This is a genomic window from Pseudomonas salicis, from assembly GCF_057128705.1.
The window spans coordinates 181,642-202,039 of record NZ_JBSKHU010000001.1; the positions used below are offsets into that span (position 1 = coordinate 181,642).

General features: G+C 62.1%; 19 protein-coding genes and 1 pseudogene. 11 read left to right on the forward strand and 9 right to left on the reverse strand.

From position 1 onward, the window contains the following. From ACWKWE_RS00870 to ACWKWE_RS00880, 3 genes are all read left to right on the forward strand, one after another. Positions 1 to 846 carry an NAD(P)-dependent oxidoreductase gene (locus tag ACWKWE_RS00870; RefSeq protein WP_483849302.1) on the forward strand — a complete coding sequence of 282 codons (846 nt, stop codon included), beginning with the start codon at positions 1 to 3 and terminating at the stop codon, positions 844 to 846. 89 nt (positions 847 to 935) lie between these two features. Then, complete coding sequence (locus ACWKWE_RS00875) at positions 936 to 2,270, forward strand: MFS transporter (RefSeq protein ID WP_483849303.1); 1,335 nt, start codon at positions 936 to 938, stop codon at positions 2,268 to 2,270. Between the two features lie 427 nt (positions 2,271 to 2,697). After that, entirely contained in the window at positions 2,698 to 3,405 is a 708-nt protein-coding gene (locus tag ACWKWE_RS00880; protein WP_218576169.1) for a peptidoglycan-binding domain-containing protein, read from the forward strand. Between the two features lie 76 nt (positions 3,406 to 3,481). On the opposite strand, the gene ACWKWE_RS00885 is transcribed toward ACWKWE_RS00880, so the two are convergent. The 3 genes and pseudogenes from ACWKWE_RS00885 to ACWKWE_RS00895 all read right to left on the reverse strand — a co-directional run. Then, entirely contained in the window at positions 3,482 to 3,820 is a 339-nt protein-coding gene (locus ACWKWE_RS00885) for a hypothetical protein (RefSeq protein WP_166595413.1), read from the reverse strand. Positions 3,821 to 3,919: 99 nt separating this feature from the next. Further along, on the reverse strand, positions 3,920 to 4,339 hold the full coding sequence (locus tag ACWKWE_RS00890) for a GNAT family N-acetyltransferase (RefSeq protein WP_483849304.1): 420 nt from the start codon (positions 4,337 to 4,339) through the stop codon (positions 3,920 to 3,922). Between the two features lie 93 nt (positions 4,340 to 4,432). After that, positions 4,433 to 6,490: pseudogene (locus ACWKWE_RS00895) on the reverse strand (ATP-binding protein); the annotation flags it as partial. Between the two features lie 373 nt (positions 6,491 to 6,863). Here ACWKWE_RS00895 and kaiC point away from each other — a divergent pair. The 4 genes from kaiC to ACWKWE_RS00915 are packed head-to-tail and all read left to right on the forward strand — an operon-like array spanning position 6,864 to position 10,868. Next, positions 6,864 to 8,579 (forward strand): circadian clock protein KaiC, encoded by a 1,716-nt coding sequence (gene kaiC, locus ACWKWE_RS00900; RefSeq protein ID WP_483849305.1) that lies wholly within the window; start codon positions 6,864 to 6,866, stop codon positions 8,577 to 8,579. Further along, on the forward strand, positions 8,576 to 8,908 hold the full coding sequence (locus ACWKWE_RS00905) for a circadian clock KaiB family protein (protein WP_483849306.1): 333 nt from the start codon (positions 8,576 to 8,578) through the stop codon (positions 8,906 to 8,908). The genes kaiC and ACWKWE_RS00905 overlap by 4 nt, the downstream gene beginning before the upstream one ends. A gap of 35 nt (positions 8,909 to 8,943) precedes the next feature. Further along, a complete protein-coding gene (locus tag ACWKWE_RS00910) occupies positions 8,944 to 9,240 on the forward strand; it encodes a circadian clock KaiB family protein (RefSeq protein WP_166595418.1) in 297 nt (98 codons plus the stop codon). Further along, entirely contained in the window at positions 9,237 to 10,868 is a 1,632-nt protein-coding gene (locus ACWKWE_RS00915; RefSeq protein ID WP_483849307.1) for a response regulator, read from the forward strand. The genes ACWKWE_RS00910 and ACWKWE_RS00915 overlap by 4 nt, the downstream gene beginning before the upstream one ends. Here ACWKWE_RS00915 and ACWKWE_RS00920 read toward each other — a convergent pair. From ACWKWE_RS00920 to ACWKWE_RS00945, 6 genes are all read right to left on the reverse strand, one after another. Continuing rightward, positions 10,865 to 11,320, reverse strand: coding sequence for a type II 3-dehydroquinate dehydratase (locus tag ACWKWE_RS00920; protein ID WP_166595420.1), 456 nt, complete (start codon positions 11,318 to 11,320; stop codon positions 10,865 to 10,867). The genes ACWKWE_RS00915 and ACWKWE_RS00920 overlap by 4 nt on opposite strands. A 15-nt stretch (positions 11,321 to 11,335) precedes the next feature. Further along, a complete protein-coding gene (locus ACWKWE_RS00925; RefSeq protein WP_483849308.1) occupies positions 11,336 to 11,950 on the reverse strand; it encodes a glutathione S-transferase in 615 nt (204 codons plus the stop codon). Between the two features lie 14 nt (positions 11,951 to 11,964). Beyond that, a complete protein-coding gene (locus ACWKWE_RS00930) occupies positions 11,965 to 12,972 on the reverse strand; it encodes an NAD(P)H-quinone oxidoreductase (protein ID WP_483849309.1) in 1,008 nt (335 codons plus the stop codon). A gap of 66 nt (positions 12,973 to 13,038) precedes the next feature. After that, positions 13,039 to 13,473, reverse strand: a complete 435-nt coding sequence (locus tag ACWKWE_RS00935) for a TOBE domain-containing protein (RefSeq protein ID WP_166595422.1) — start codon at positions 13,471 to 13,473, stop codon at positions 13,039 to 13,041. A 31-nt stretch (positions 13,474 to 13,504) separates the two neighbouring features. Next, complete coding sequence (locus tag ACWKWE_RS00940; protein ID WP_341964221.1) at positions 13,505 to 13,930, reverse strand: RidA family protein; 426 nt, start codon at positions 13,928 to 13,930, stop codon at positions 13,505 to 13,507. 192 nt (positions 13,931 to 14,122) lie between these two features. Beyond that, a complete protein-coding gene (locus ACWKWE_RS00945) occupies positions 14,123 to 15,373 on the reverse strand; it encodes a flavin-containing monooxygenase (protein ID WP_483849310.1) in 1,251 nt (416 codons plus the stop codon). A gap of 318 nt (positions 15,374 to 15,691) precedes the next feature. Here ACWKWE_RS00945 and ACWKWE_RS00950 point away from each other — a divergent pair, with 318 nt between their 5' ends. The 4 genes from ACWKWE_RS00950 to ACWKWE_RS00965 all read left to right on the forward strand — a co-directional run bounded on the left by ACWKWE_RS00950 (position 15,692) and on the right by ACWKWE_RS00965 (position 20,376). After that, a complete protein-coding gene (locus tag ACWKWE_RS00950) occupies positions 15,692 to 16,666 on the forward strand; it encodes a LysR family transcriptional regulator (protein WP_483849311.1) in 975 nt (324 codons plus the stop codon). Positions 16,667 to 17,081: 415 nt separating this feature from the next. After that, positions 17,082 to 18,605 (forward strand): amino acid ABC transporter permease/ATP-binding protein, encoded by a 1,524-nt coding sequence (locus ACWKWE_RS00955; RefSeq protein WP_483849312.1) that lies wholly within the window; start codon positions 17,082 to 17,084, stop codon positions 18,603 to 18,605. 37 nt (positions 18,606 to 18,642) lie between these two features. Beyond that, entirely contained in the window at positions 18,643 to 19,515 is an 873-nt protein-coding gene (locus ACWKWE_RS00960) for a phytanoyl-CoA dioxygenase family protein (protein ID WP_483849313.1), read from the forward strand. 27 nt (positions 19,516 to 19,542) lie between these two features. Further along, positions 19,543 to 20,376, forward strand: a complete 834-nt coding sequence (locus ACWKWE_RS00965; RefSeq protein ID WP_166595428.1) for an ABC transporter substrate-binding protein — start codon at positions 19,543 to 19,545, stop codon at positions 20,374 to 20,376. The last annotated feature ends 22 nt before the right edge of the window (positions 20,377 to 20,398 follow it).

Sequence of the window (20,398 nt, forward strand, 5' to 3'; positions counted from 1 at the left end):
ATGAACGTTGCATTCATTGGTCTGGGCGCCATCGGCCTGCCCATGGCCCGGCAGATTCAAAAGGCGGGGCATGGCGTTGTCGGCGTCGAATTGAGCGAAGCGAACCGCGCCCTCGCGTTGACCCACGGCATTGAATCGAGCGCTGACTGGCGCGTGGCAATCGATGCCGACGTGGTGGTGGTCATGGTCGCCACCCCCGCGCAGCTGGATGCGTTGGTCAGCCAGTGCACCGAGCTGAAGCCCGGTCAGCATTGGGTGGTCATGAGCACGGTCGGCCCGGCCTCGGTGCGTGAGCAATCCGTGCGCTTGCTGGAGAAAGGCGTGCAGGTGGTGGACGCGCCGGTCACCGGTGGCGTGGCGCGGGCGGAAACCGGCAGCCTGCTGATTTTTGCGTCGGGGCCTCTGGCCGCTGTCGAGCGCGTCGAACCGGTGCTGCGGAGCATGGGTGAAGTGCGCGACGCGGGCACGCATATCGGCGACGGGCAGGCGATCAAGGTCGTCAACCAGCACCTGTGTTCGGTGCACCTTGTGGCCGCCGCCGAAGCGCTCAGCCTTTCACGTTCGCTGGGCCTTGACCCGGCGCGGGTGCTGGATCTGGTGCAAAAGGGCGCGGGCGGCTCGTGGATGTTGTCCGACCGAGGCCCGCGCATGCTCGAAGGCACTGACACCCGCGTGACGAGCATGGTCGACATTTTCGTCAAGGACAGCGGCCTTGTGGCCTCGGAAGCCCAGAGCTGTGGTGCTGTCGTGCCGTTGCTCGACATTGCCCACGCCCGTTTCAGCCAGGCTTTTGAAGCCGGGTTGGGCAAGCGGGACGACAGCCGGGTCATCGAGACCTGGGACTGACGCCCGATACAGATGTAACGACGTTCCAACACTTCAGGGCAGGTTCGTGATCTGCCCGCTACAACAACAATAAAAGTTCGGAGTTTGCCATGAGCAGATCCACAACGGCGTCAAGCCAGACAGACAGCAAAGCCGGAAAAGTCTCCTTCGCTTCCATGGTCGGTTCGGCCGTGGAAAGTTATGACTTCTTCATCTATGGCACGGCGGCGGCCGGCTGGTTTGGCCAAGTATTTTTCCACACCACCGAGCCCATCGTCGGCATCCTCGCGGCGTTCGCCACCATGGCCGTGGGTTTCTTCATGCGCCCGCTGGGCGGCTATCTGGCGGGGCATTTCGGTGATCGGCTGGGTCGCAAGACGGTGTTGCTCTGGTCATTGTTGGCCATGGGCGGCGCGACGGTGTTGATCGGTGCGTTACCGACCTATGCGCAGGCCGGGGTCATCGCCCCGATCTTGCTGATTCTGTTGCGGATGATTCAGGGCATCGGGTTCGGTGCGGAGTGGGGCGGCGCGGTGCTGATGGCCTGTGAACATGCCCCGGCCCACCGTCGCGGTTTCTTCGGCGCGGTGCCGCAGATCGGCATTCCGCTGGGGCTGCTGATGGCCAACGGCGCATTCCTGCTGTCGGCGGTGCTGTTCGAAGGCGACTGGGTGTGGCGCGCGCCGTTCCTGGCGTCGGTCGTGATGGTGGCCGTCGGCATGTGGATTCGTCTGAGCGTCAGTGAGTCGCCAGAGTTCGAAAAGGCCAAGGCTGAAAACACCCTGGTCAAACAGCCCGCGCTGCAAGTGATTCGTGAGGACTGGCGCAAAGTGCTGCAAATTGCGGGTCTGCGTCTGGCCGAGACCGGCGGTTATTACCTTGCGACCAGCTTCATGCTGTCTTACGTGGTCCTCTCCGGCATCGCCACGAAACAGAACGTGCTGTGGGGCACGATGATCGGCTCGGCCATCGGCCTGGGCAGCCATCTGTTCTACGGCGCGTTGAGCGACCGGATCGGGCGTAAACCGGTGTTCCTGATCGGCTCGCTGTTCACCATCGTGTTCGGCATCCCGATGTTCATGATGATCAACACCGGGATCGTGCCGCTGATCATTGTCGCGGTGGCCATGGCGCTGATCCTCAGCCACGACCCGATCTTCGCGGTCGAGGCCAGCTGGTTCACCGAGCAGTTCCCGGCCAACGTGCGGTCGTCCGGTATCTCGCTGGGGTACAACTGCGCGTCGCTGGTGGCCGGTACGCTGCCGTTCATCGCCACGGCGCTGTATTCGCAAGTGGGGTGGATGGGGCCTGCGATTCTGTTCAGTTTGCTGGGCGTGGTCTCGACGGCGTGCGCGGTGAAAATGCGGGAGACGGCACCGGCGGTGGCGAAGGATCTGCCGCCCGCGGTGCACAAGGCACCGGTGGGTAGTCAAGCGTTGCAGTAACAAAAGGAAGCGTGCACAGCGGGGCCGCACCTGACGAGGGTTCGGCCCCGCTCTGTCTGAAGCGGTTGAATGAGGCCGTTACGAATGCATTCTGCCCATGTTCAAGCTCGACCTTCACTGTCGGGTCTTCAACGGTGACGGCTGTGGAGGAATTCTGTTGAACAACCTTGAAGGTGATCACGCTCTTCTTCCGTTCGCGCCGAGGGACGCCGCAGGCGAACGGATGCGTCCATGCATGCCTTTCCTGCTGATAGGCCGTCGCGGTGGATGTTGCCAAAGTCAGAAATTTGCCTATGTTGAACGAGGGCTCTTCTGATGTTCGACCTGGCAAGGTCGTGAGTTTTTAGTTGATCGCTGGTTCTCTGTGTTCGGTGAGTATCGCCCGCCTTAGTGCTTCGCTCATCCAAAACGCGAACAGGAGAAGTCCATGGTCACTGGAAATGATGTATACGCGCTTGCTGCCACCAAAGAGGGCCAGAAGTACGCCAACGTACTGGTCCCGAAAGACAACCCGCGTTGGAGCGGTCCTTGGGATTGCGCAGAGTTTGTCTCGTGGGTGCTCTACCAGAAACTCGGCGTGTTGTATGGCTGTATCGACAACAACGGCAACCCTGCGACCACCGAGGCCTATTCCGGGGCCTGGGTCAGGGATGCGAAAAACGGCACGCTGCTCCCCAGCGATGAGTCGGACGCTCGGCTGACGGCCGGGGTTGTCCTGATTCGCAAACCTCCGCTTCCAGGCCAGATGGGTCACGTGGCGATTTCCGACGGCTTGGGTAAAACCATGGAGGCGGCAGGTACCCGATTGGGCGTACGGGCGGGAAATGTGGGGGGCAGGGTCTGGGATTTCATCTGCCGGGTTCCCGGTGTCAGCTACAACAGCGATCAAAGGACCTTGCGTGCTCAGGTGCAACCCGCATTTGTCCGGCTGGAAGACACGCCGGTCAAAAATGCAAAGGTCAAAGAGGTTCAACAGCGTCTGAAGGCGTTGGGCATCGATCCGGGCAAGATCGACGGAGAATACGGCCCGCATACAACGGCGGCGGTGATCGCGTTCCAGACGATGAACCGTCTGGTGGCGGACGGCATTGTCGGCCCGGCGACTGCTCGGGCGTTGAAGATCCAGTGGCCTTGATTGCCAGCCAGGGTCAGCCCTTCACGTCGCAGCCCCCCGTGCCAACGTCATGGCACGAGGGGCTACGAGAGCAGTGTTACCAGCGACCGTCCCCACGATGGTCATAGTGACGGTCATAACCCCGACCGTAATACCCATGCGGTGGCGGCGGGGCGAAGCGACGGTATTCCACTCGCTGCACCGGCACATAGGCCACGGGTTGATACACCGGCTGATAGCGAGGCTGTGGGCGGTAATCACGATACTCGGGACGGTGGTGGTCATGGCCGGAACCGCTGAGCACGGTGGCCAGCACTGCACCGACTGCCGCCCCGGCGATGACGGGCACGACCACATCGCGTTCACTTGCGGAGGCTGCACCCGCAGCGACCAGGCAACCGGACAGGATCAAGGCTTTAGTCATCTTCGAAATCATGGTGTCTCCTCAGGCGATGTGTTTGGGTTCGCCATGTGTGTATGAAACACCCGATCCGTGTAAACGAACGTCCAGACTCCGTAAAAATTGAGTAAAGAGTCAGGAAATACCGAGCGGCTTGCGCATGAACACCCGCGCGAAGCCTTGCTGCGTTGCCCGATGGGTTTCCCGGTAGCCGAGCTTGCTGTAGATCGCGAGGTTTTCAGTCATCAATTCGTGGGTGTACAGCCGAATCCCCAGGCAGCCCAGCGCACGGGCGCAATCTTCGCAATAGCTCATTAGCTGCTTGCCGATGCCCTGGCCCTTGCAGCGGTTGGCGACCGCGACATTGACCAGCAACAGGTCGGTGTCTTCCGGTTGCACCACCAGCACGCCGGTGATCCCGGTGTCGTCCTCGCAGACGTACACCACGGATTCCTCGATCACCTGCGCATAATCGTCGAGCATCGGCCCCGGCTTGCGGCCAATGCGCGGGATGTAGGGCGAATAGGCCTCGTCTACCAGTGATGCAATCCCCATCGCGTCGTCGGGTCGTGCCCGGCGAAGGGAAACGGAAGGTGTCGAATCAGCAAATCCCATCAGGTCATTAGCCTCTGTTCGATAAAAGCCCTGTCAGCTGTTCATCAGCTCACGCACCCGCGACGTCAGTGCGTCCACGGCAAACGGCTTGGTCAGCACCCACATGCCGGCCCCCAGATCGCCGTTGCCGAGGGCCACATTTTCCGCATAACCGGTGATGAACAGGGTTTTCAGATCGGGCCGGACTTCCCGCCCCGCGTCGGCCATCTGCCGGCCATTCATGCCGCCCGGCAAGCCGACATCAGTAATCAGCAGGTCAATGTGCACATCCGAGCGCAACAGTTTCAGCCCCGCCACACTGTCAGCGGCCTCCATCACCGTGTAGCCCTGATCGGCGAGGACATCCATCAGCAACATGCGCACGGTTGGTTCATCGTCCACCACCAGCACGGTCTCGCTGGCTGCACAGGCAGGGCTTTGCGGATCACAGGCCTGGTTTTCTTCCGTCACCGCGTCACCGTTGTAACGGGGGAGGAAGATGCACAGTGTCGAGCCTTTCCCGACCTCCGAATACGCCCGGACCTGCCCGCCTGACTGCTTGGCGAAACCGTAGATCATCGACAGGCCCAGGCCGGTGCCTTGACCGATGGGCTTGGTGGTGAAGAAGGGGTCGAACGCCTTGGACATCACCTCGGGCGTCATGCCGGTGCCGGTGTCCGTGACCGACAGCGACACGTAGGGACCGGGCGGAATGTCGTGGGCGGCGGCGACGTCGGCGTCCAGCCACTGGTTGGAGGTTTCGAGGGTAATCGTGCCGCCTTGGGGCATCGCATCCCGGGCGTTGATGCAGAGGTTCAACAGGGCGTTTTCCAGTTGGCCGGCGTCCACCCGCGTGGCCCACAACTGCGGCGCCCCGAGGGTTTGTAGCTGAATGGCCGGGCCGACAGTCCGCTGGATCATTTCAGTGATCCCCAATACCAGCGCGTTGACGTCCGTGGGGCGCGGGTCGAGGGTCTGGCGGCGAGAGAACGCCAACAGCCGATGGGTGAGGGCAGCCGCCCTGCGGGTCGCGGCCTGGGCCGCAATGATGTATTTCTCGACGTCGTTGAAGCGGCCCTGAAGAATCCGGCTGCTCATCAGTTCCAGCGACCCGGAAATCCCGGCCAGCAGGTTGTTGAAGTCGTGGGCGATCCCGCCGGTGAGTTGGCCGACCGCTTCCATTTTCTGCGACTGCCGCAGTTTTTCTTCGGCTTGCATGAGGTCGGCAGTGCGTTCGACGACCCGCTGCTCCAGCGTGTCGTTCAGCGCCCGCAATGCCGCCGTGGCTTTGTCACGCTCGTTTTCCACCGAGCGGCGCTCTTCGACGTCGATCAGCACACCGGGGAAACGCAGCGGCGTGCCGTCTTCCGCCAGCTCGACGCGGCCGTTGGCTTCAAGCCAGTAATAGACGCCGTCGGCGCGGCGCACGCGGTACTGGTGAGCGTAGGCCCCGCCCCGGGCAATCGCGGCGGTGATGGCGACCTTCAAGCCTTCCCGGTCTTCGGGGTGAACGGTGGCGATGACTTGCTCCAGGCTCAGGCCTTCACGCCCCAGCGTTGGGTCGAGGCCGAACGCCCGGGCGAAGGCTTCGTCCACGGCAAACCGATCAGAGGGCAGGTGCCAGTGCCAGGTGCCGATGATGGCTCCGGCTGCCAGTGCCAATTGCACGCGCTCGATGTTTTCCCGGGCAATGGCCTCGCTGATCGACAGGCGTTCCTGGGCGCGGCGCCGTTCGGTAACATCGCTGAAGAAAATCGCGATCTGACGCTCCGCCGGATCCCCCACTCGAATCGCCCGCACGTCGAACCAGCGCTCGAACGCCTCGGCGTAGCTCTCGAAATTGGCAGGCTCGCCGGTCTTGGCCACGTGGCCGTAGGTCTCGAACCAGAAGCGTTCGAGGTTCGGCGCGAATTCGGTGACCCATTTGCCTCGCAGGTTGACCCCCGCCTGCTGCTCGAACGCGGGGTTGGCCTCGACGAAACGGTAATCCACGGGAAGGTCGTCGGCGTCGAACTTGACCTCGACAATGGCGAAAGCGGCTTCAATGGTTTCAAGGATCGTGCTGGAGCGTTCGGCGTTCTGCCGCAACGCAGCCTCGGCGCCGCGCACCTGCGCCAGTTCGCTGCGCAGTCGTGTGACTTCAGCGGCCAACTCTTCCCGAGTCTGGTCGTTCAACGCGGCCTCCCATGACACATGGCGATTTTCCTGTGGTGATCAGTGACAGCGCACCCCGAGGCGCCATCAGATCAGAAACGGCGATAACTTGCACTAGCGCCGGGCCCCGCAGACCGTGGCCTGCGTTGATGTTTTTGGAGCGGGACGGTGGCCAGGGGTTCCTTCAAAATCTGCCATCGATCGGGCGTCAGCGATGGCGCCGTCCCCCCGAAATCCTGTACAACGTAGTCTTTATGTACAAACCACCCAAAGGCACCGAACTCCTCGCTGCTTCCGGTGCCAAACGGTCAAGCATTCCGAGTAGTAGCGATTGAATACATCCTTTAAGCCTGAAGCGTCGAACCCTTCCTCCTCGAACCCGCAGCTGGCAAAAGCCGCCACGGGCATCGAGGGGCTGGACGATATTTTATTAGGCGGCATTCCCCAGGGCCGACCGACGCTGGTGTGCGGTGCTGCGGGGTGCGGCAAGACGCTCTTCGGCATGACGTTTCTCGTGAAAGGCGTGACCGACCACGGCGAAAACGGCGTGTTCATGAGCTTCGAAGAGCGCGCCAGCGACCTGGTGCAGAACGTCGATTCCCTGGGCTTCGACCTGCAAACCCTGGTCGACGACAAGAAAATTGCCATCGACCATATCTATGTCGATCGCAGCGAAATCGAAGAAACCGGCGACTATGACCTCGAAGGCCTGTTCCTGCGCCTCGGTTACGCCATCGACAGCATCGGCGCCAAGCGCGTGGTCCTCGACACCATCGAAGCGCTGTTCTCCAGTTTCAAAGACACCGCAATCCTGCGTTCCGAACTGCGCCGCCTGTTCTATTGGCTGAAGGAGCGGGGCGTTACGACCATCATCACTGGCGAGCGCGGTGACGGTCAGCTGACCCGCTACGGCATTGAAGAATACGTCTCGGATTGCGTAATCCTGCTCGATAACCGTGTGGTCGACCAAATCACCACCCGGCGTCTGCGCGTTGTGAAGTACCGCGGTTCGGCCCACGGCACTAACGAATACCCGTTCTTCATCGACGAGCATGGCTTCACGGTCCTGCCGATCACCGCTGCCGGTTTGAATCATCAAGCCCCTCAGGACATCGTCGCCACCGGCATTCGTGGCCTCGACTCGATGATGTCCCGCGGCGGTTATTACAAAGGCGCCAGCGTATTGGTGTCTGGCCTCGCGGGCACGGGCAAGACAACCTTCGCCGCCAGCTTCGTTGACGCCTGCTGCGCCCGTGGCGAGCGCTGCCTGTATTTCTCCTTTGAAGAGTCCGCCAACCAGTTGCTGCGCAACATGCAGTCGGTCGGCATCGATCTGGCCGGCTATCAGGACAGCGGCCTGTTGAAGATCGAATCGGCGCGGCCAAGCCTGTACGGGCTCGAAGTGCACTTGGCGCGCATGCACCGCGAGATCAAGACCTTTCAGCCTCACGCCGTCGTCATCGATCCGATTTCGGCGTTCCGTGGGCCGGAGTCCGAGGTGCACGCGACGTTGCTGCGTCTGGTCGACCTGCTCAAGTCCCGTGGCATCACCGCCATTTTCTGCAGCCTCGCCGATGTCGCGGTGCGCTCTCCGGGCCTTGAGCGCGAGATTTCCTCGCTGATGGACACCTGGATTTCCTTGACCAACATCGAGGCCGATGGCGAGCACAACCGCTTGCTGTTCGTGCTGAAGTCCCGGGGCATGGGCCACTCGAACCAAGTGCGCGAATACCAGATCGGCCATGACGGGATCAACCTGTTGCAGCCCTACATCGGTCCGAACGGCGTGTTGACCGGCACGGCGCGGTTGCGTCAGGAAGCGTTCGAACAGCGTGCGGAAGACGCCCGGATCGAAGCGGTCGAACGGCGCAAGCGGGAGGTCATCAAAAAGCGGGCTGAGCTGGAACGGCAGATCGCCGCAATGCAGGCTCAGCTCGAAACCCAGGACCTGGACGAAGCCTTCCTCTCCAGCGACGAGGCCAACCAGGCCAGCGCTGAAGATCGGACCCGCAAGACGCTGGCGTCCGTTCGGGGGTTCACCGAGTGAGTAACGACCCACAAGCCATCGACCCCGAACAACCCGGCGACACCGGTCACTACGCGTTGCGCCTGTACGTTGCGGGCCAGACGCCGAAATCCATGATCGCGCTGAACAATCTGAAGAAGATTTGCGAAACCTACCTCGCCGGGATATACAGCATCGAGGTCATCGATTTACGAGAGCATCCGCAACTGGCGGCCGGTGACCAGATTCTGGCATTGCCGACCCTGGTGCGGCACCTGCCGACGCCGCTGGTGAAAATCATCGGCGATTTGTCCAACACGGAAAAGGTATTGGTCGGACTCGATATCCGTCCTCGGCAGAACCGCGCGTGAACGGCGCACCCCCGGAGGAGGAGGAGGGGCATCTCATGCAGACGCCCGTCCAACACCTCAAGCTGTATATCTCGGGCAATACGTCCCGGTCTTCCTTTGCCGTGCATCAGCTCAAGGCCGTGTGTGAGAAGTACCTGGCCGGGCGCTATGTGCTCGAAGTCATCGACATTTATCAGGACAGCGGCGCGGCGCGGGACGACCGCATCGTCGCGGTGCCGACCCTGATGAAACTCGACCCTGATTTCAGCCGGCGGTTGATCGGTGATTTGTCGGACGTGGAAAAACTGAAGCTGTTCCTGGGGATTGCCCCGGGCACTGAGAGCGCATCGTGATCGCCCGGCCCGTCGGCATGACGGATGCCCAGTACATCGAACTTCTGAGCCGTCGCTTACAGGAGGCCGACGACGTGCTGGAGGCGATCAGGACCGGCAGCGTCGATGCATTGTTCATTCAGGGCGAACTGGGCGAGACCGTCTACACCCTCGACAACGCCGACAAGCCCTACCGCCTGCTCGTCGAACAGATGCAGGAGGGCGCCGTGTCGATTTCCGCTGACGGCACGATTCTTTATGCCAACCAGCGCTTCAGTGAGATCATTGGCGCGCCCCTCGAACAGATTTTCGGCCGGGTGTTGCAGGATTATCTGCAGGACGCCGACGCCGAGCATTTCAGCACCTACCTCCGCGCCGACGCCGACAAGGCGATCCGCCGTGCGGCGTCGTTCCATCGCCCCGATCTCACGGTGTTTCCCGGTCATCTGTCGTTCAGCAAACTGCCGGACGACTTTTCCGGGGAGGCAATCTTCTGCGGGGTGATCACCGACCTGACCGATCAAAAACTGATGGAGGCCCGCCTGCATCAGTCGCAAAAAATGGAAGCACTGGGGCAGTTGACCGGTGGTCTCGCCCACGACTTCAACAATCTGTTGCAGGCCATTCAAGGCAGCTTCGACCTGATCATCCGTCGTCCGGATTCGGAGAAAGTCACGCGCTGGGCGGAAAGCGGCTTGAGGGTGGCAGACCGGGGCGCCAAGCTGACGTCGCAACTGCTGGCGTTCTCTCGCTCGCAGAAACTGGAATTGAAAGTCTGCTCGGTCAATGCCGTGATTCACGGCATGTCGGACCTGCTCATCACGACCTTGGGACAGGGCATCAAGCTGGTGTTCGAACTCGACGTGACCGACAGCCACGTCCTCACCGACCCGGTGCAGCTCGAACTGGCGATCCTCAATCTGGCGATCAATGGCCGAGATGCCATGGGCGGTTCGGGCCAGTTGCTGATCGGCACACGGCACCTGCAACGCCATGAATTCCTGTCGTCCGCATCCGGTTTTCTGGAAGTGCGCGTCGTTGACACCGGCGCGGGCATGAGCGAGCAGACGCGCCTCAACGCCTTCAACCCGTTCTTCACCACCAAGGACGTAGGGCAGGGCACAGGGCTGGGCCTGGCTCAGGTCGAGAGCATCGTGCAGCAGTCCAGCGGTGCCGTCAGCATTGAATCGGAGCTGGGCAAGGGCACGAGCATTTGCCTGGCCTTTCCGTGCGTGGACGATGCGAGAATGCCTGAGGAACACCTGCCATCGGCATTGGCCGACGCGGCAGGTGACCTGAAGATTCTGGTGGTCGATGACGATGACGAGGTGCGCCGGACCCTGGTGGACATGCTCGACATGTTGGGCCACGAGGTGGTTGAAGCCGCCAGTGGTCCCGCCGGGCTCGACGCCATCGGGCAACAGGCGTTCGACCTGGTGATTCTCGACTTCGCCATGCCTGGCATGAATGGCGCCCAAGTCGCACTGGAAATCCACCGCTTGGACGCCCTCAAGCCTATTGTGTTTGTCAGCGGCTATTCCGACACCGACCAACTGCGGCCTGTGATGAACACCAACACCGCGCTGTTGCGCAAGCCGTTCACCCTCGACGGGTTGAAGGCCACGCTGCAGGCGATGGTGCAGCACTAAACACGTTTCGCTTTACCTTTTAGCAACTCCGCCACCGCCGTCAACGCCATCCGGTAACCCAGCGCGCCCAGCCCGGCGATCACGCCGGTGGCGGCCTTCGACACGTACGAGTGATGCCGAAAGCTTTCGCGCTTCCAGATGTTGCTCATGTGCGCCTCGATGATCGGGCCGTCGAACGCGAGCAGGGCGTCCAGAATCGGAATCGAGCTGTAGGTCAGCCCCGCCGCGTTGATGATCACCGCGTCGGCGCGCAGACGGGCTTCCTGAATCCAGTCCACCAGCACGCCTTCGTGATTGCTCTGGCGAAATTCGAGGGTCAGGCTCAGCGCGTCAGCGTGTTTCTGGCAGCCGGCTTCGATGCTGGCGAAGCTTTCCGTGCCGTAGGTGCCGGACGTGTCCAGCCCGTACAGGTTGGCGTTGGGGCCGTTCAGGAAAAATACGGTGTAAGGCATGGTGACTCCGGGGCGTTATTCGAAAGGGCAGGTGGCGCGCATGGCCGGGTGTTGATCGAACGTGGCGAACCAGTCAGCGGTCGCAGGGTGCGCCGCTCGCCAGTCCAGGTGCGGGAAACGGAAATCCAGATAGCCGAGTCCGCAGCCCAGGGTGATCAGCCCGATGTCGTCAGTTGTACGGCTGAACTGAGCGGCGTGGGTTTCAACGTCCGCGAGCACGGCGCGGACCTTGGTCAGTTGCCCGTCGAGCCAGCGATCCCATTGCTTGTCCGGTGGCCGTGCGACGGTCTCGTAGCGGGCGAGCAGGGCGGCGTCCAGCAAACCATCGCCCAGCGCCTGTCGGGTCAGGCTGACCCAGCGCCGGTCGCCTTCCTGGGGAAACAACGTGCCCCCGGCATGATCGTTCAAGTATTCGCAGATCACCCGGCTGTCGTAGAGCGACAGGCCGTCAGCGGTTTGCAGGGCGGGTACTTTCGCCAGCGGGTTGAACACGGCGATGCGCTCATCACGATTGACCGGGTGCGCCGTCGAATCGAGGCGTTCGATCTGCCCGTCCAGCCCCAGGCAATGAGCGACCACCATCACCTTGCGCACGTAGGGCGAGGTCGAGGCGTAATACAGTTTGAACATCGAAGCCTCTCGGGTCATGACGGTGCGTCGATGATCAACAACACCTTGCCCAGATTGGCGTTGCTCTCCAGCAACCGATGGGCGTCGGCCGCCTGATCAAGGGGCAGGCGCCCATGGATCTGCGGCCTGACCTGCCCGGACGCGAGCCAGAGCAACACGTGCTCACGAATGCATGCGGCCAGCCGCGCCTTTTCCTCGGGGCTTTTGGGGCGCAAGGTGGACGAGGTCAGGCTCAGGCCCTTGCGCATCACCGTTTGCAAGTCCACTTCCACTTTCGCGCCTTGCAGGAACGACAGGCTGACGTGACGACCACCCATGGCCATGGCCTGAAGGTTGCGCGCCACGTAAGGCCCGCCGACGTTATCGAGGACCACGTCGACGCCACGGCCCTCGGTGCAGGCTTCGATCACCGCGACGAAATCCTCGGTGTGGCGATCCACCGCTCGCCAGACGCCCAAGGCCTCCAGCATCGCGACCTTGTCCGCACCGCCCGCCGTGGCAATGACCCGCGCACCGGCGGCGTGGGCGCATTGCACCGCAAAACTGCCGACACCACTGGCGGCGCCATGAATCAATACCGTGTCGCCTGCCTGCAACCCACCCAATTCGAACAGGTTGTGCCACACCGTAAACGCGGCTTCAGGCACGCCAGCGGCATCGACCAGCGACAACTCGGCAGGAACGGGGAGGCACTGATCCGCCCGTGCGACGCAAAATTCCGCGTAGCCACCGCCGTTCAAGAGCGCCATGACCCGATCCCCCACAGCCACCCCGACGACATCGCTGCCGAGCGCGACGACGGTGCCCGACACTTCCAGCCCCAGCACGTCCGTGATCCCCGGTGGGAGGGGCATGCCGCTGCGTTGCATCAGGTCGGGGCGGTTCACGCCCGCTGCGGCCACCCTTATCAAGACCTCGCCTGCGCCCGGCTGCGTCATCGGACGTTCGACTAGGGTCAATACCTCAGGCCCGCCGGGCTCGCGGGCGATCACGGCCCGGAGGGTGTCGGGCAAGGCGTTCATGAGTGACGCTCCGTAGAACGAGCGCGTTGAGCGATGCAGGCAAAGGCTGTCATGGAAAATCCGAAATCAAAGAGAAGAGGGGAGTTCGGCGGCCACCGCCGTGAGCCCCTGAACGTCAAAACTCAACCCGGCCGCTGCGCCCACGGGCCAACGGCTCAGGGCGTCGTGACCCGAATGGCGCACGAACAGATTCGATCCCAGTGCTGGAACGTCCACCTGAATCTCGACGTGGTCGCCGTGAGTCACGTGGGCGATGACGGTAGCGCTGAGCAGGGTGTCTGGCCCCAGTGCGTCGAGGCGGATGCTCTCGGGGCGCAGAGAGATCATCAGGCGTTCGCCGACCTCGGCCTGCACCCGCTCGACTGGCACCCGTAACAACGCGCCGCCGAACGTCAGCACGGCCCCGTCGTCACGGCTTTGGTAACGCCCGAAGAGCCGGTTGACGCCATTGAGGGCAGGCATCGTCGGTGTTGCAAATGGCGTGTTGTGTGGGCTGGCCATGGGAGGCTCCGGTGGCGAGGAAACGCAGGAGTCAGGCGGCGGTCCAGTCGTCCGGGATCACGGCGATGACGTCGATTTCCATCAGCCATTCCGGCTGGCCCAACCCGGAAATCACCAGGCCGGTGGAGATCGGGAACACACCCTTGAGCCACTTGCCGACTTCGCGGTACACCGGCTCGCGGTAGCGCGGGTCGATCAGGTAGGTGGTGGTCTTGACGATGTGCGAGAGGTCCGAACCGGCCTCTTCCAGCAGTTGCTTGACGTTTTTCATCGCCTGTTCGGCCTGTGCCCGTGGGTCGCCCAGACCCACGAGATTGCCCGCGAAGTCGGTGCCGATCTGGCCCCGGACGTACACCGTGTTGCCAGCGCGCACGGCCTGGCACAGGTCGTTGTCCAGCGACTGATTGGGGTAGGTCTCTTTGGTGTTGAACATGCGGATGCGAGTGTGGGTAGGCATGGCGTAGCTCTCGTTGAAATAGCGCTCGTTGAAATAGATCGAGTGAAAACCGTGAATGGCCCCAGCTTCACACTGCCCCCCATAGGGCGAAACCAGCATTTGCGTGGGGCAGTGATTAGGAAAAACCGAAGGGCCTGTAAACCCTTATCCGGCGGGACGTTTCGTGGGTCAGCGCCGGCCGGCCATTCAGTCTCAGGAGCGTTCGTAGGTCATGTAGCCGTTCTGCAGGACGATGTGGTCGGCGATGTATTTTGCGTCGTGCCACACGCCGTAGATGAACGAGGACGCGCGGTTCACCAGGTTCGGCAGGCCGAGGAAATAGATCCCGCTTTCCGCGCAGATGCCGCGCTTGTGGAAGGGTTCGCCCTTGTCATCGAAGGCGTTGACCTGCAACCAGCTGAAGTCGAATTTGAAACCGGTGGCCCAGAGAATCGTGGTGATGCCTGCGGCTTCCAGATCGAGGTTGAGGATCGGGTTGATCAGGCAGTCCGGGTCGGGCAGCAATTCCCAGGCGTCGGGCTCCGGCGGGAACGGCAGGCCGTTCTGTTCGATGTACGCATCGGCATCGCGCAGCACGTCGAAGTACGCGCGGTCGCCTTCGGCCACGTTGGTGGCCAGGCCCGGTTCGAAGCTCATCACGCCGTTGTCGAAGGCTTTCGTCAGCCCCACCAGGTTGATCCCTTGGTGCGCCAGACGACGGAAGTCCACGGTTTTGCCGCCTTCATAACCGCTGACCGCAAACGCCACGTGCTTCTTCTTCGGCGTGATCCGCACTTCGTCCCACAGGCCCAGCGCGCCCAGCCACCAGCAGTAATCGCGGCCACGGTAAGCGCGGGGAGGGCGGTAGTGTTCACCCACCGAGAGGTAGACGGTCTTGCCGGCCTTTTGCAGTTCTTCGGCGATCTGCGAGCCGGAAGCACCGGCACCCACCACCAGCACGGCACCCTCGGCCAACTGGCCCGGGTTTTTGTAGCTGGAGGAATGCAACTGCTGAACCTTGGCGGTCTCGGGCACGATGTTCGGTACGGCAGGGCGCTGGAACGGGCCGGTCGCGGCCACCACGTTGTTGGCTTCGATCACGCCTTGGGAGGTGGTCACCTTGAAGCCGGGGCGGCCGACGTGGCGCTCGACTTTCAACACCTCGACGCCGGTGCGCACCGGGGCCTTGAGCATGGCCACGTAGTCTTCGAAATAGTCGGCCATGCGCTCTTTCGGCGGGAAGGCTTCCGGCGACACGTCGCTGAATTTCAGGCTCGGAAAACGATCGTGCCAGGCCGGGCCGTTGGCGACCAGCGAGTCCCAGCGCTCGGAGCGCCAGCGTTCGGCGATGCGGTTGCGCTCCAGGACGATGTGCGGCACTTCCATCAGCGAGAGATGCTCGCTCATGGCGACACCCGCCTGGCCTGCGCCGACCACCAAGGTGTTGATTTTTTCGACTGACATGTGAACTTCCTAAAGAGAGCGACCTTGATCGGTTGGGCCGATGCCTGGGCACCGACAGCGTGTCGAGAAGGCACAGGCGCCTTGCAGACGTCGTCCATCTGCGAGGGCAGTGTGATCAAGGGGCTGTCGTATAGGAATTCTGCTTTTTGAACGTAGAGCTTAGGAAAAACCGAACCCTGCTTCGGCACCCCGCACTGGATGATGGCACTTCGTCGCATGCTGTCGGGGTCACCAACGACCCGGCATGAAGCGTGCAAATGCAGTCAGTCGAGGGGCCGAGCAATCCTGCGCCCTGTCGTCAACATCGCGGAGGGCGTGATGCTCAGTCGTATTACTCAACGTCAGTTGGAGTACTTTGTCGCATCCGGGGAAGCGGGCAGTATCAGCGCCGCGTCGGAGCGCATTCACGTGTCGTCGCCGTCCATTTCGGCCGCCATCACCCACATGGAAGCCGAGCTGGGCATTCAGTTGTTCGTCCGGCACCACGCCCAAGGCATCTCGCTGACGGCCGTGGGGCGGCAGGTGATGCAAGAGGCCAAACTCATCCTCGAACAGATGAGCAACCTTTATACGATCGCGTCGGAATCCTTGAACACCGTGCGCGGGCCATTGCGCGTCGGCTGCATGCATTCGCTGGCACCGATGATCACCCCCGAGCTGGTGTTCGGCTTTGGCCGGGCGTTTCCCGGCGTGCGCATCAGCCAGGTCGAAGGCGACCATGAACAGCTGCTGGACAAGCTGCGCAGCTCGGAAATCGACATCGCGTTGACCTACGATTTGATCGCCAGTGAAGGCATCGATTTCCAGCCGCTGGCGAAGCTGCCGCCGTACGTGATGGTCGGTGAACACCACCCCTTGGCCAATGTCTCGGCGGTGGGCATCCAGGACCTCGAACCCTATCCGATGGTGCTGCTGGACATCCCGTGGAGCCGGGAATATTTCCTCAGTCTGTTCATTCCCGCAGGCGTCACGCCGAACATCGTGATGCGCTCCAGCAACCTCGAAACCGTGCGCGCGCTGGTGGGCAACGGCATCGGCTACAGCATTGCCAACGCCCGGCCTAAAGGCAACATTTCCCAGGACGGCAAGCGCCTGATCCGCATCCGCCTGGCCGGTGAACAGCACGCCTTGCAGCTGGGTTACGCCACTGCCAGCAACGCGCAGCCGTCCCGCGTGGTGTCGGCTTTCATCGAGCGTTGCCGGATGTTCGTGTCGGACCAATACATCCCCGGAATGGCCGCGCCAAGCTTCTTCGACCCCCACGCCGTGCGGGCCGCCGCCGACGCCGAGTGATCGACCGCGCACCACGGTCGATCATCCCGCGACGCCTCCGCTGCTTCGGATTTTCTCGCCCCAGTTCCAAGCCAGAAACGAATTTAACCGACGCCACCGCGCCTGCAGACTGCAGGCACAGGATGAGCCCAGGGACGATCACGGACACGCCGCACTGAAATGTGGCGCCCGCCGGAGGGCGGCCTGAGTGATGCGCCATTGCGGGGCGTTTCCGGTGCACGCTGATCGAGTGCGTTCCATCGCGCGTTTTTTGATCGCACGGCTGCATCGGATCTGCCTACTCACTGGTCCGGTTAATCCTAATTGACCGTTAGCGCGTCTCTCCCCGAATCTCGTTTCAACGGTGCAGCCGTGAGACGGGGTCGAGCGAGACGCCCGGTTGGACTTTCTGATTTTTTTGTAGAGCGCGGCGACGATGACATTCGACTGGAATTACATGTTTGGTTTGCTTTTCGATGCCGAGTTCTGGCGTGCGACGTGGACCGTCATCAAGCTGAGTTTCGTGACCTGGCTCGTCAGTATCGGCCTCGGATTTTTCGTGGCGCTGGCCAAACAATCCAAGCGCCCGTTGCTCAGCACCCCGGCCCGCGCCTACATCTGGCTGTTCCGCAGTGTGCCGCTGCTGGTGCTGCTGATCTTCGTCTACAACATCCCGCAGGCCTTTCCCTCGGCGTCTGTAGTCCTGGGCGACCCTTTCTGGGCCGGCTTGCTGGCGATGGTGATGTGTGAAACGGCATACGTGGCGGAGATTCATCGCGGCGGGTTGCTGTCGATTCACAAGGGTCAGACCGAAGCCGCACGGGCCCTCGGGCTGCGCTTTCTCGGCACCCAATGGCGGGTGGTGATCCCTCAGGCATTGCGGGTCGCGTTGCCGTCGCTGGCCAACGAATATATCTCCATCGTCAAGCTCAGTTCGCTGGTGTCGGTGATCTCGCTGACTGAAATTCTCATGGTCGGTCAGCGCCTGTATTCGCAGAATTTTCTGGTGATGGAGACCATGGCGGCGGTGGCGTTCTATTACGTGCTGATCGTCACCGTGTTCGACTTCCTGCTCAAGCGGCTGGAGACATACCTCGACGTCAACCAGCGCAACGTGTCTCGCGTCCCCGATGCCGCCGTGCTGGCCCTCGCCACGCAGCAACGTGAATCCGTGCAACGCCCGATCACCACGGGTTTGCAAGCTCCGGCGTTGCAGGCCAACCGGTTGCACAAGGCCTACAACAACGTCGAAGTGCTGGGGGCGGTCAGCCTGAAGATTCAGCCCGGGGAAGTGGTGTCGGTGATCGGCCCGTCCGGTTCCGGCAAGACCACGCTGATTCGCCTGCTCAATGGCCTTGAGCAGATCGACAACGGCGACATCCAGATCAACGGCCAACCGTTCATTCACCTGAACAAACAGGGCGCGCAAAAGCCGCAATACGTGGAGCACGCCGAGCACCGGTTGAACATCGGCATGGTGTTCCAGAGCTTCAACCTGTTCCCGCACCTGACCGTGCTCGACAACCTGCTCATGGCACCGCGTTACCACCGCCTGGGTCGCCTCGATGACCTCAAGCAGCAGGCCTATGCCTTGCTGCACAAAGTCGGCATGCTCGACCACGCCTGGAAATACCCGAGCCAGTTGTCGGGTGGTCAGCAGCAGCGCGTGGCGATTGCCCGGGCCTTGATGATGCGCCCGCAGATCATGCTGTTCGACGAGCCGACCTCCGCGCTCGACCCGGAAAAAGTCAACGAGGTGCTGCAGGTCATCGAAGCCCTCGCCCAGGAAGGCATCACCATGGTGATCGTCACCCACGAAATGAACTTCGCCTTCAAGGTGTCCGACCGGATCGTCTTCATGGAGAAGGGCCGCGTGGTGTGCGACGACGAGCCCCAGATGCTGCGCAACGGCCATAACCCACGCGTCGACGCATTCCTCAAGGATGTCTCGCTGGCGTGATTTCCCCCATCGTCCACATTTGAAGAAAGGTAAGCAGATGATCGAGCAAGCGCAGATTGAGCAGTTCCACCGCGACGGCGTTCTGGTGGTGGAAGGGGTCCTCTCGGCGGACGAAGTGGCGGCGTTGCAGCACGACTTTGACCAATGGGTGGAAGAGAGCCGCAGTCATGAACAGGGCTGGGGTGAAACCATCGACGGTCGGGCGCGTTTCGACCTCGAAGGCGACCACCGTGCGGATCACCCGTCGCTGCGTCGTGTCAGCTCGCCGACCGAGATTTCGGCGGCCTATTTCCAGGCCGCGCTGCAATCGCGGATGGCGCAAATCGCTGCGCAATTGATCGGCGGCAACGGCACGCGCTTTCACCACAGCAAGATCAATTCGAAGCTGCCCCACACCGCGACCCAGGTGAAGTGGCACCAGGACTTTTTGTTCACGCCCCACAGCAACGACGACATCGTCACCGCGTTGTTGATGGTCAGTGAAGTGACCCCGGAAAACGGCCCGTTGAACGTGATCCCCGGCAGCCACAAGGGGCCGCTGTGGTCCCACTGGCATGACCAGCGGTTCACCGGTGCCGTGGACGACGAGGTCGTCGACGAGCACTGCCAGACGCCCGTGGCCTGCTTCGGCCCGGCGGGTTCCGTCTGCTTCATGCACACCCGTTTGCTGCACGCTTCAAGCCCTAACGAGACCGAACTGCCGCGCACCCTGTTCATCGGTGTTTACGCCGCTGAAGACGCGCTGCCATTCGGCGAAAACCCTCTGCCCAGTGAGCACGCCGGCCTGATGGTGGCCGGTCAGGAAAGTGGCCTCGTGCGTTCCACGGCCAACCATATGCGGTTGCCGCAGAAACCCCGTGGCGCTTCTTTCTTCGTGCAACAGGCCGGGCAAGACCGAGCCACTGCCTAACTTCTCTTAACCTTGCGGGGATTCACCATGACAGCGTTGCACCAGATTGTTCGCCCTATTGCCCTGAGCCTGGTTGGCGCAGCGGTTGCGATGACCTCGTTGGCGGCCTCGGCCTTCCAGCAGGATGGCAAGATCATTGCCGGTTCCGATGTGACGTTTTTCCCGTATGAGTACATGGACAACAACCGTCCTGCCGGCTTCGACATCGAGCTGATGGACGGGTTGGGCAAGGTCATGGGGCGCAAGGTGGAAACCCTCGACACGCGCTTCCCGAACCTGATCACGGGTCTCCAGGGCGGTCGTTTCGACGTCACCAACTCGTCGATGTACATCACCGGCGAGCGGGTGAAAGTCATCGACATGATCCCTTACCTGAAAAGCGGCGAGTCGATCCTGGCAGTCAAAGGCAGCGCCTATCAGCCCAAGCGTCCGGAAGACTTCTGCGGCCACAAGATCGGCTCCATGGCCGCCACGTCGTGGTTGCAGCAGATGCACAAACTCTCCGATGAATACTGCGTGAAAAACGGCCTGCAGCCGATCGCGATCAGCGAATACGCCACCGACCCGCAGACCACCCAGGCGATGCTCGCCCACGCCGTCGAAGCGCAAATCACCGACGCCGCCGTGGCCCGTGGCGTGGTGGACAAGCTCGGCACCCGCGTGGTGATTTCCTCCGACACCCTGATCTACCCGGTGCTCAACGGCTTCGGCGTGAAGAAGGGCAACGACCAGATCAAGACGGCGTTGGTGGATGCATTGGCCAAGTACCGCGCCACCCCGGAATACGCGGCGTTGCTGAAGAAGTACAACTTCGAAGCCCCGACCGACGAAGACATCGCGGCACTGATGCCGAAACCCTGACACGAGCCTGTCGCGTGAGCCG

Excerpts from the sequence above, each read along its gene's own strand:
- ACWKWE_RS00930 (WP_483849309.1), bottom strand. The coding sequence starts at position 12,972 with ATGAACGCCTTGCCCGACACCCTCCGGGCCGTGATCGCCCGCGAGCCC.
- ACWKWE_RS00965 (WP_166595428.1), top strand. The coding sequence starts at position 19,543 with ATGACAGCGTTGCACCAGATTGTTCGCCCTATTGCCCTGAGCCTGGTT.
- ACWKWE_RS00960 (WP_483849313.1), top strand. The coding sequence starts at position 18,643 with ATGATCGAGCAAGCGCAGATTGAGCAGTTCCACCGCGACGGCGTTCTG.
- ACWKWE_RS00910 (WP_166595418.1), top strand. The coding sequence starts at position 8,944 with ATGCAGACGCCCGTCCAACACCTCAAGCTGTATATCTCGGGCAATACG.
- ACWKWE_RS00940 (WP_341964221.1), bottom strand. The coding sequence starts at position 13,930 with ATGCCTACCCACACTCGCATCCGCATGTTCAACACCAAAGAGACCTAC.
- ACWKWE_RS00880 (WP_218576169.1), top strand. The coding sequence starts at position 2,698 with ATGGTCACTGGAAATGATGTATACGCGCTTGCTGCCACCAAAGAGGGC.
- ACWKWE_RS00870 (WP_483849302.1), top strand. The coding sequence starts at position 1 with ATGAACGTTGCATTCATTGGTCTGGGCGCCATCGGCCTGCCCATGGCC.
- ACWKWE_RS00945 (WP_483849310.1), bottom strand. The coding sequence starts at position 15,373 with ATGTCAGTCGAAAAAATCAACACCTTGGTGGTCGGCGCAGGCCAGGCG.
- ACWKWE_RS00890 (WP_483849304.1), bottom strand. The coding sequence starts at position 4,339 with ATGGGGATTGCATCACTGGTAGACGAGGCCTATTCGCCCTACATCCCG.
- ACWKWE_RS00955 (WP_483849312.1), top strand. The coding sequence starts at position 17,082 with ATGACATTCGACTGGAATTACATGTTTGGTTTGCTTTTCGATGCCGAG.
- ACWKWE_RS00885 (WP_166595413.1), bottom strand. The coding sequence starts at position 3,820 with ATGATTTCGAAGATGACTAAAGCCTTGATCCTGTCCGGTTGCCTGGTC.
- ACWKWE_RS00950 (WP_483849311.1), top strand. The coding sequence starts at position 15,692 with ATGCTCAGTCGTATTACTCAACGTCAGTTGGAGTACTTTGTCGCATCC.
- ACWKWE_RS00925 (WP_483849308.1), bottom strand. The coding sequence starts at position 11,950 with ATGTTCAAACTGTATTACGCCTCGACCTCGCCCTACGTGCGCAAGGTG.
- ACWKWE_RS00875 (WP_483849303.1), top strand. The coding sequence starts at position 936 with ATGAGCAGATCCACAACGGCGTCAAGCCAGACAGACAGCAAAGCCGGA.
- ACWKWE_RS00920 (WP_166595420.1), bottom strand. The coding sequence starts at position 11,320 with ATGCCTTACACCGTATTTTTCCTGAACGGCCCCAACGCCAACCTGTAC.
- ACWKWE_RS00935 (WP_166595422.1), bottom strand. The coding sequence starts at position 13,473 with ATGGCCAGCCCACACAACACGCCATTTGCAACACCGACGATGCCTGCC.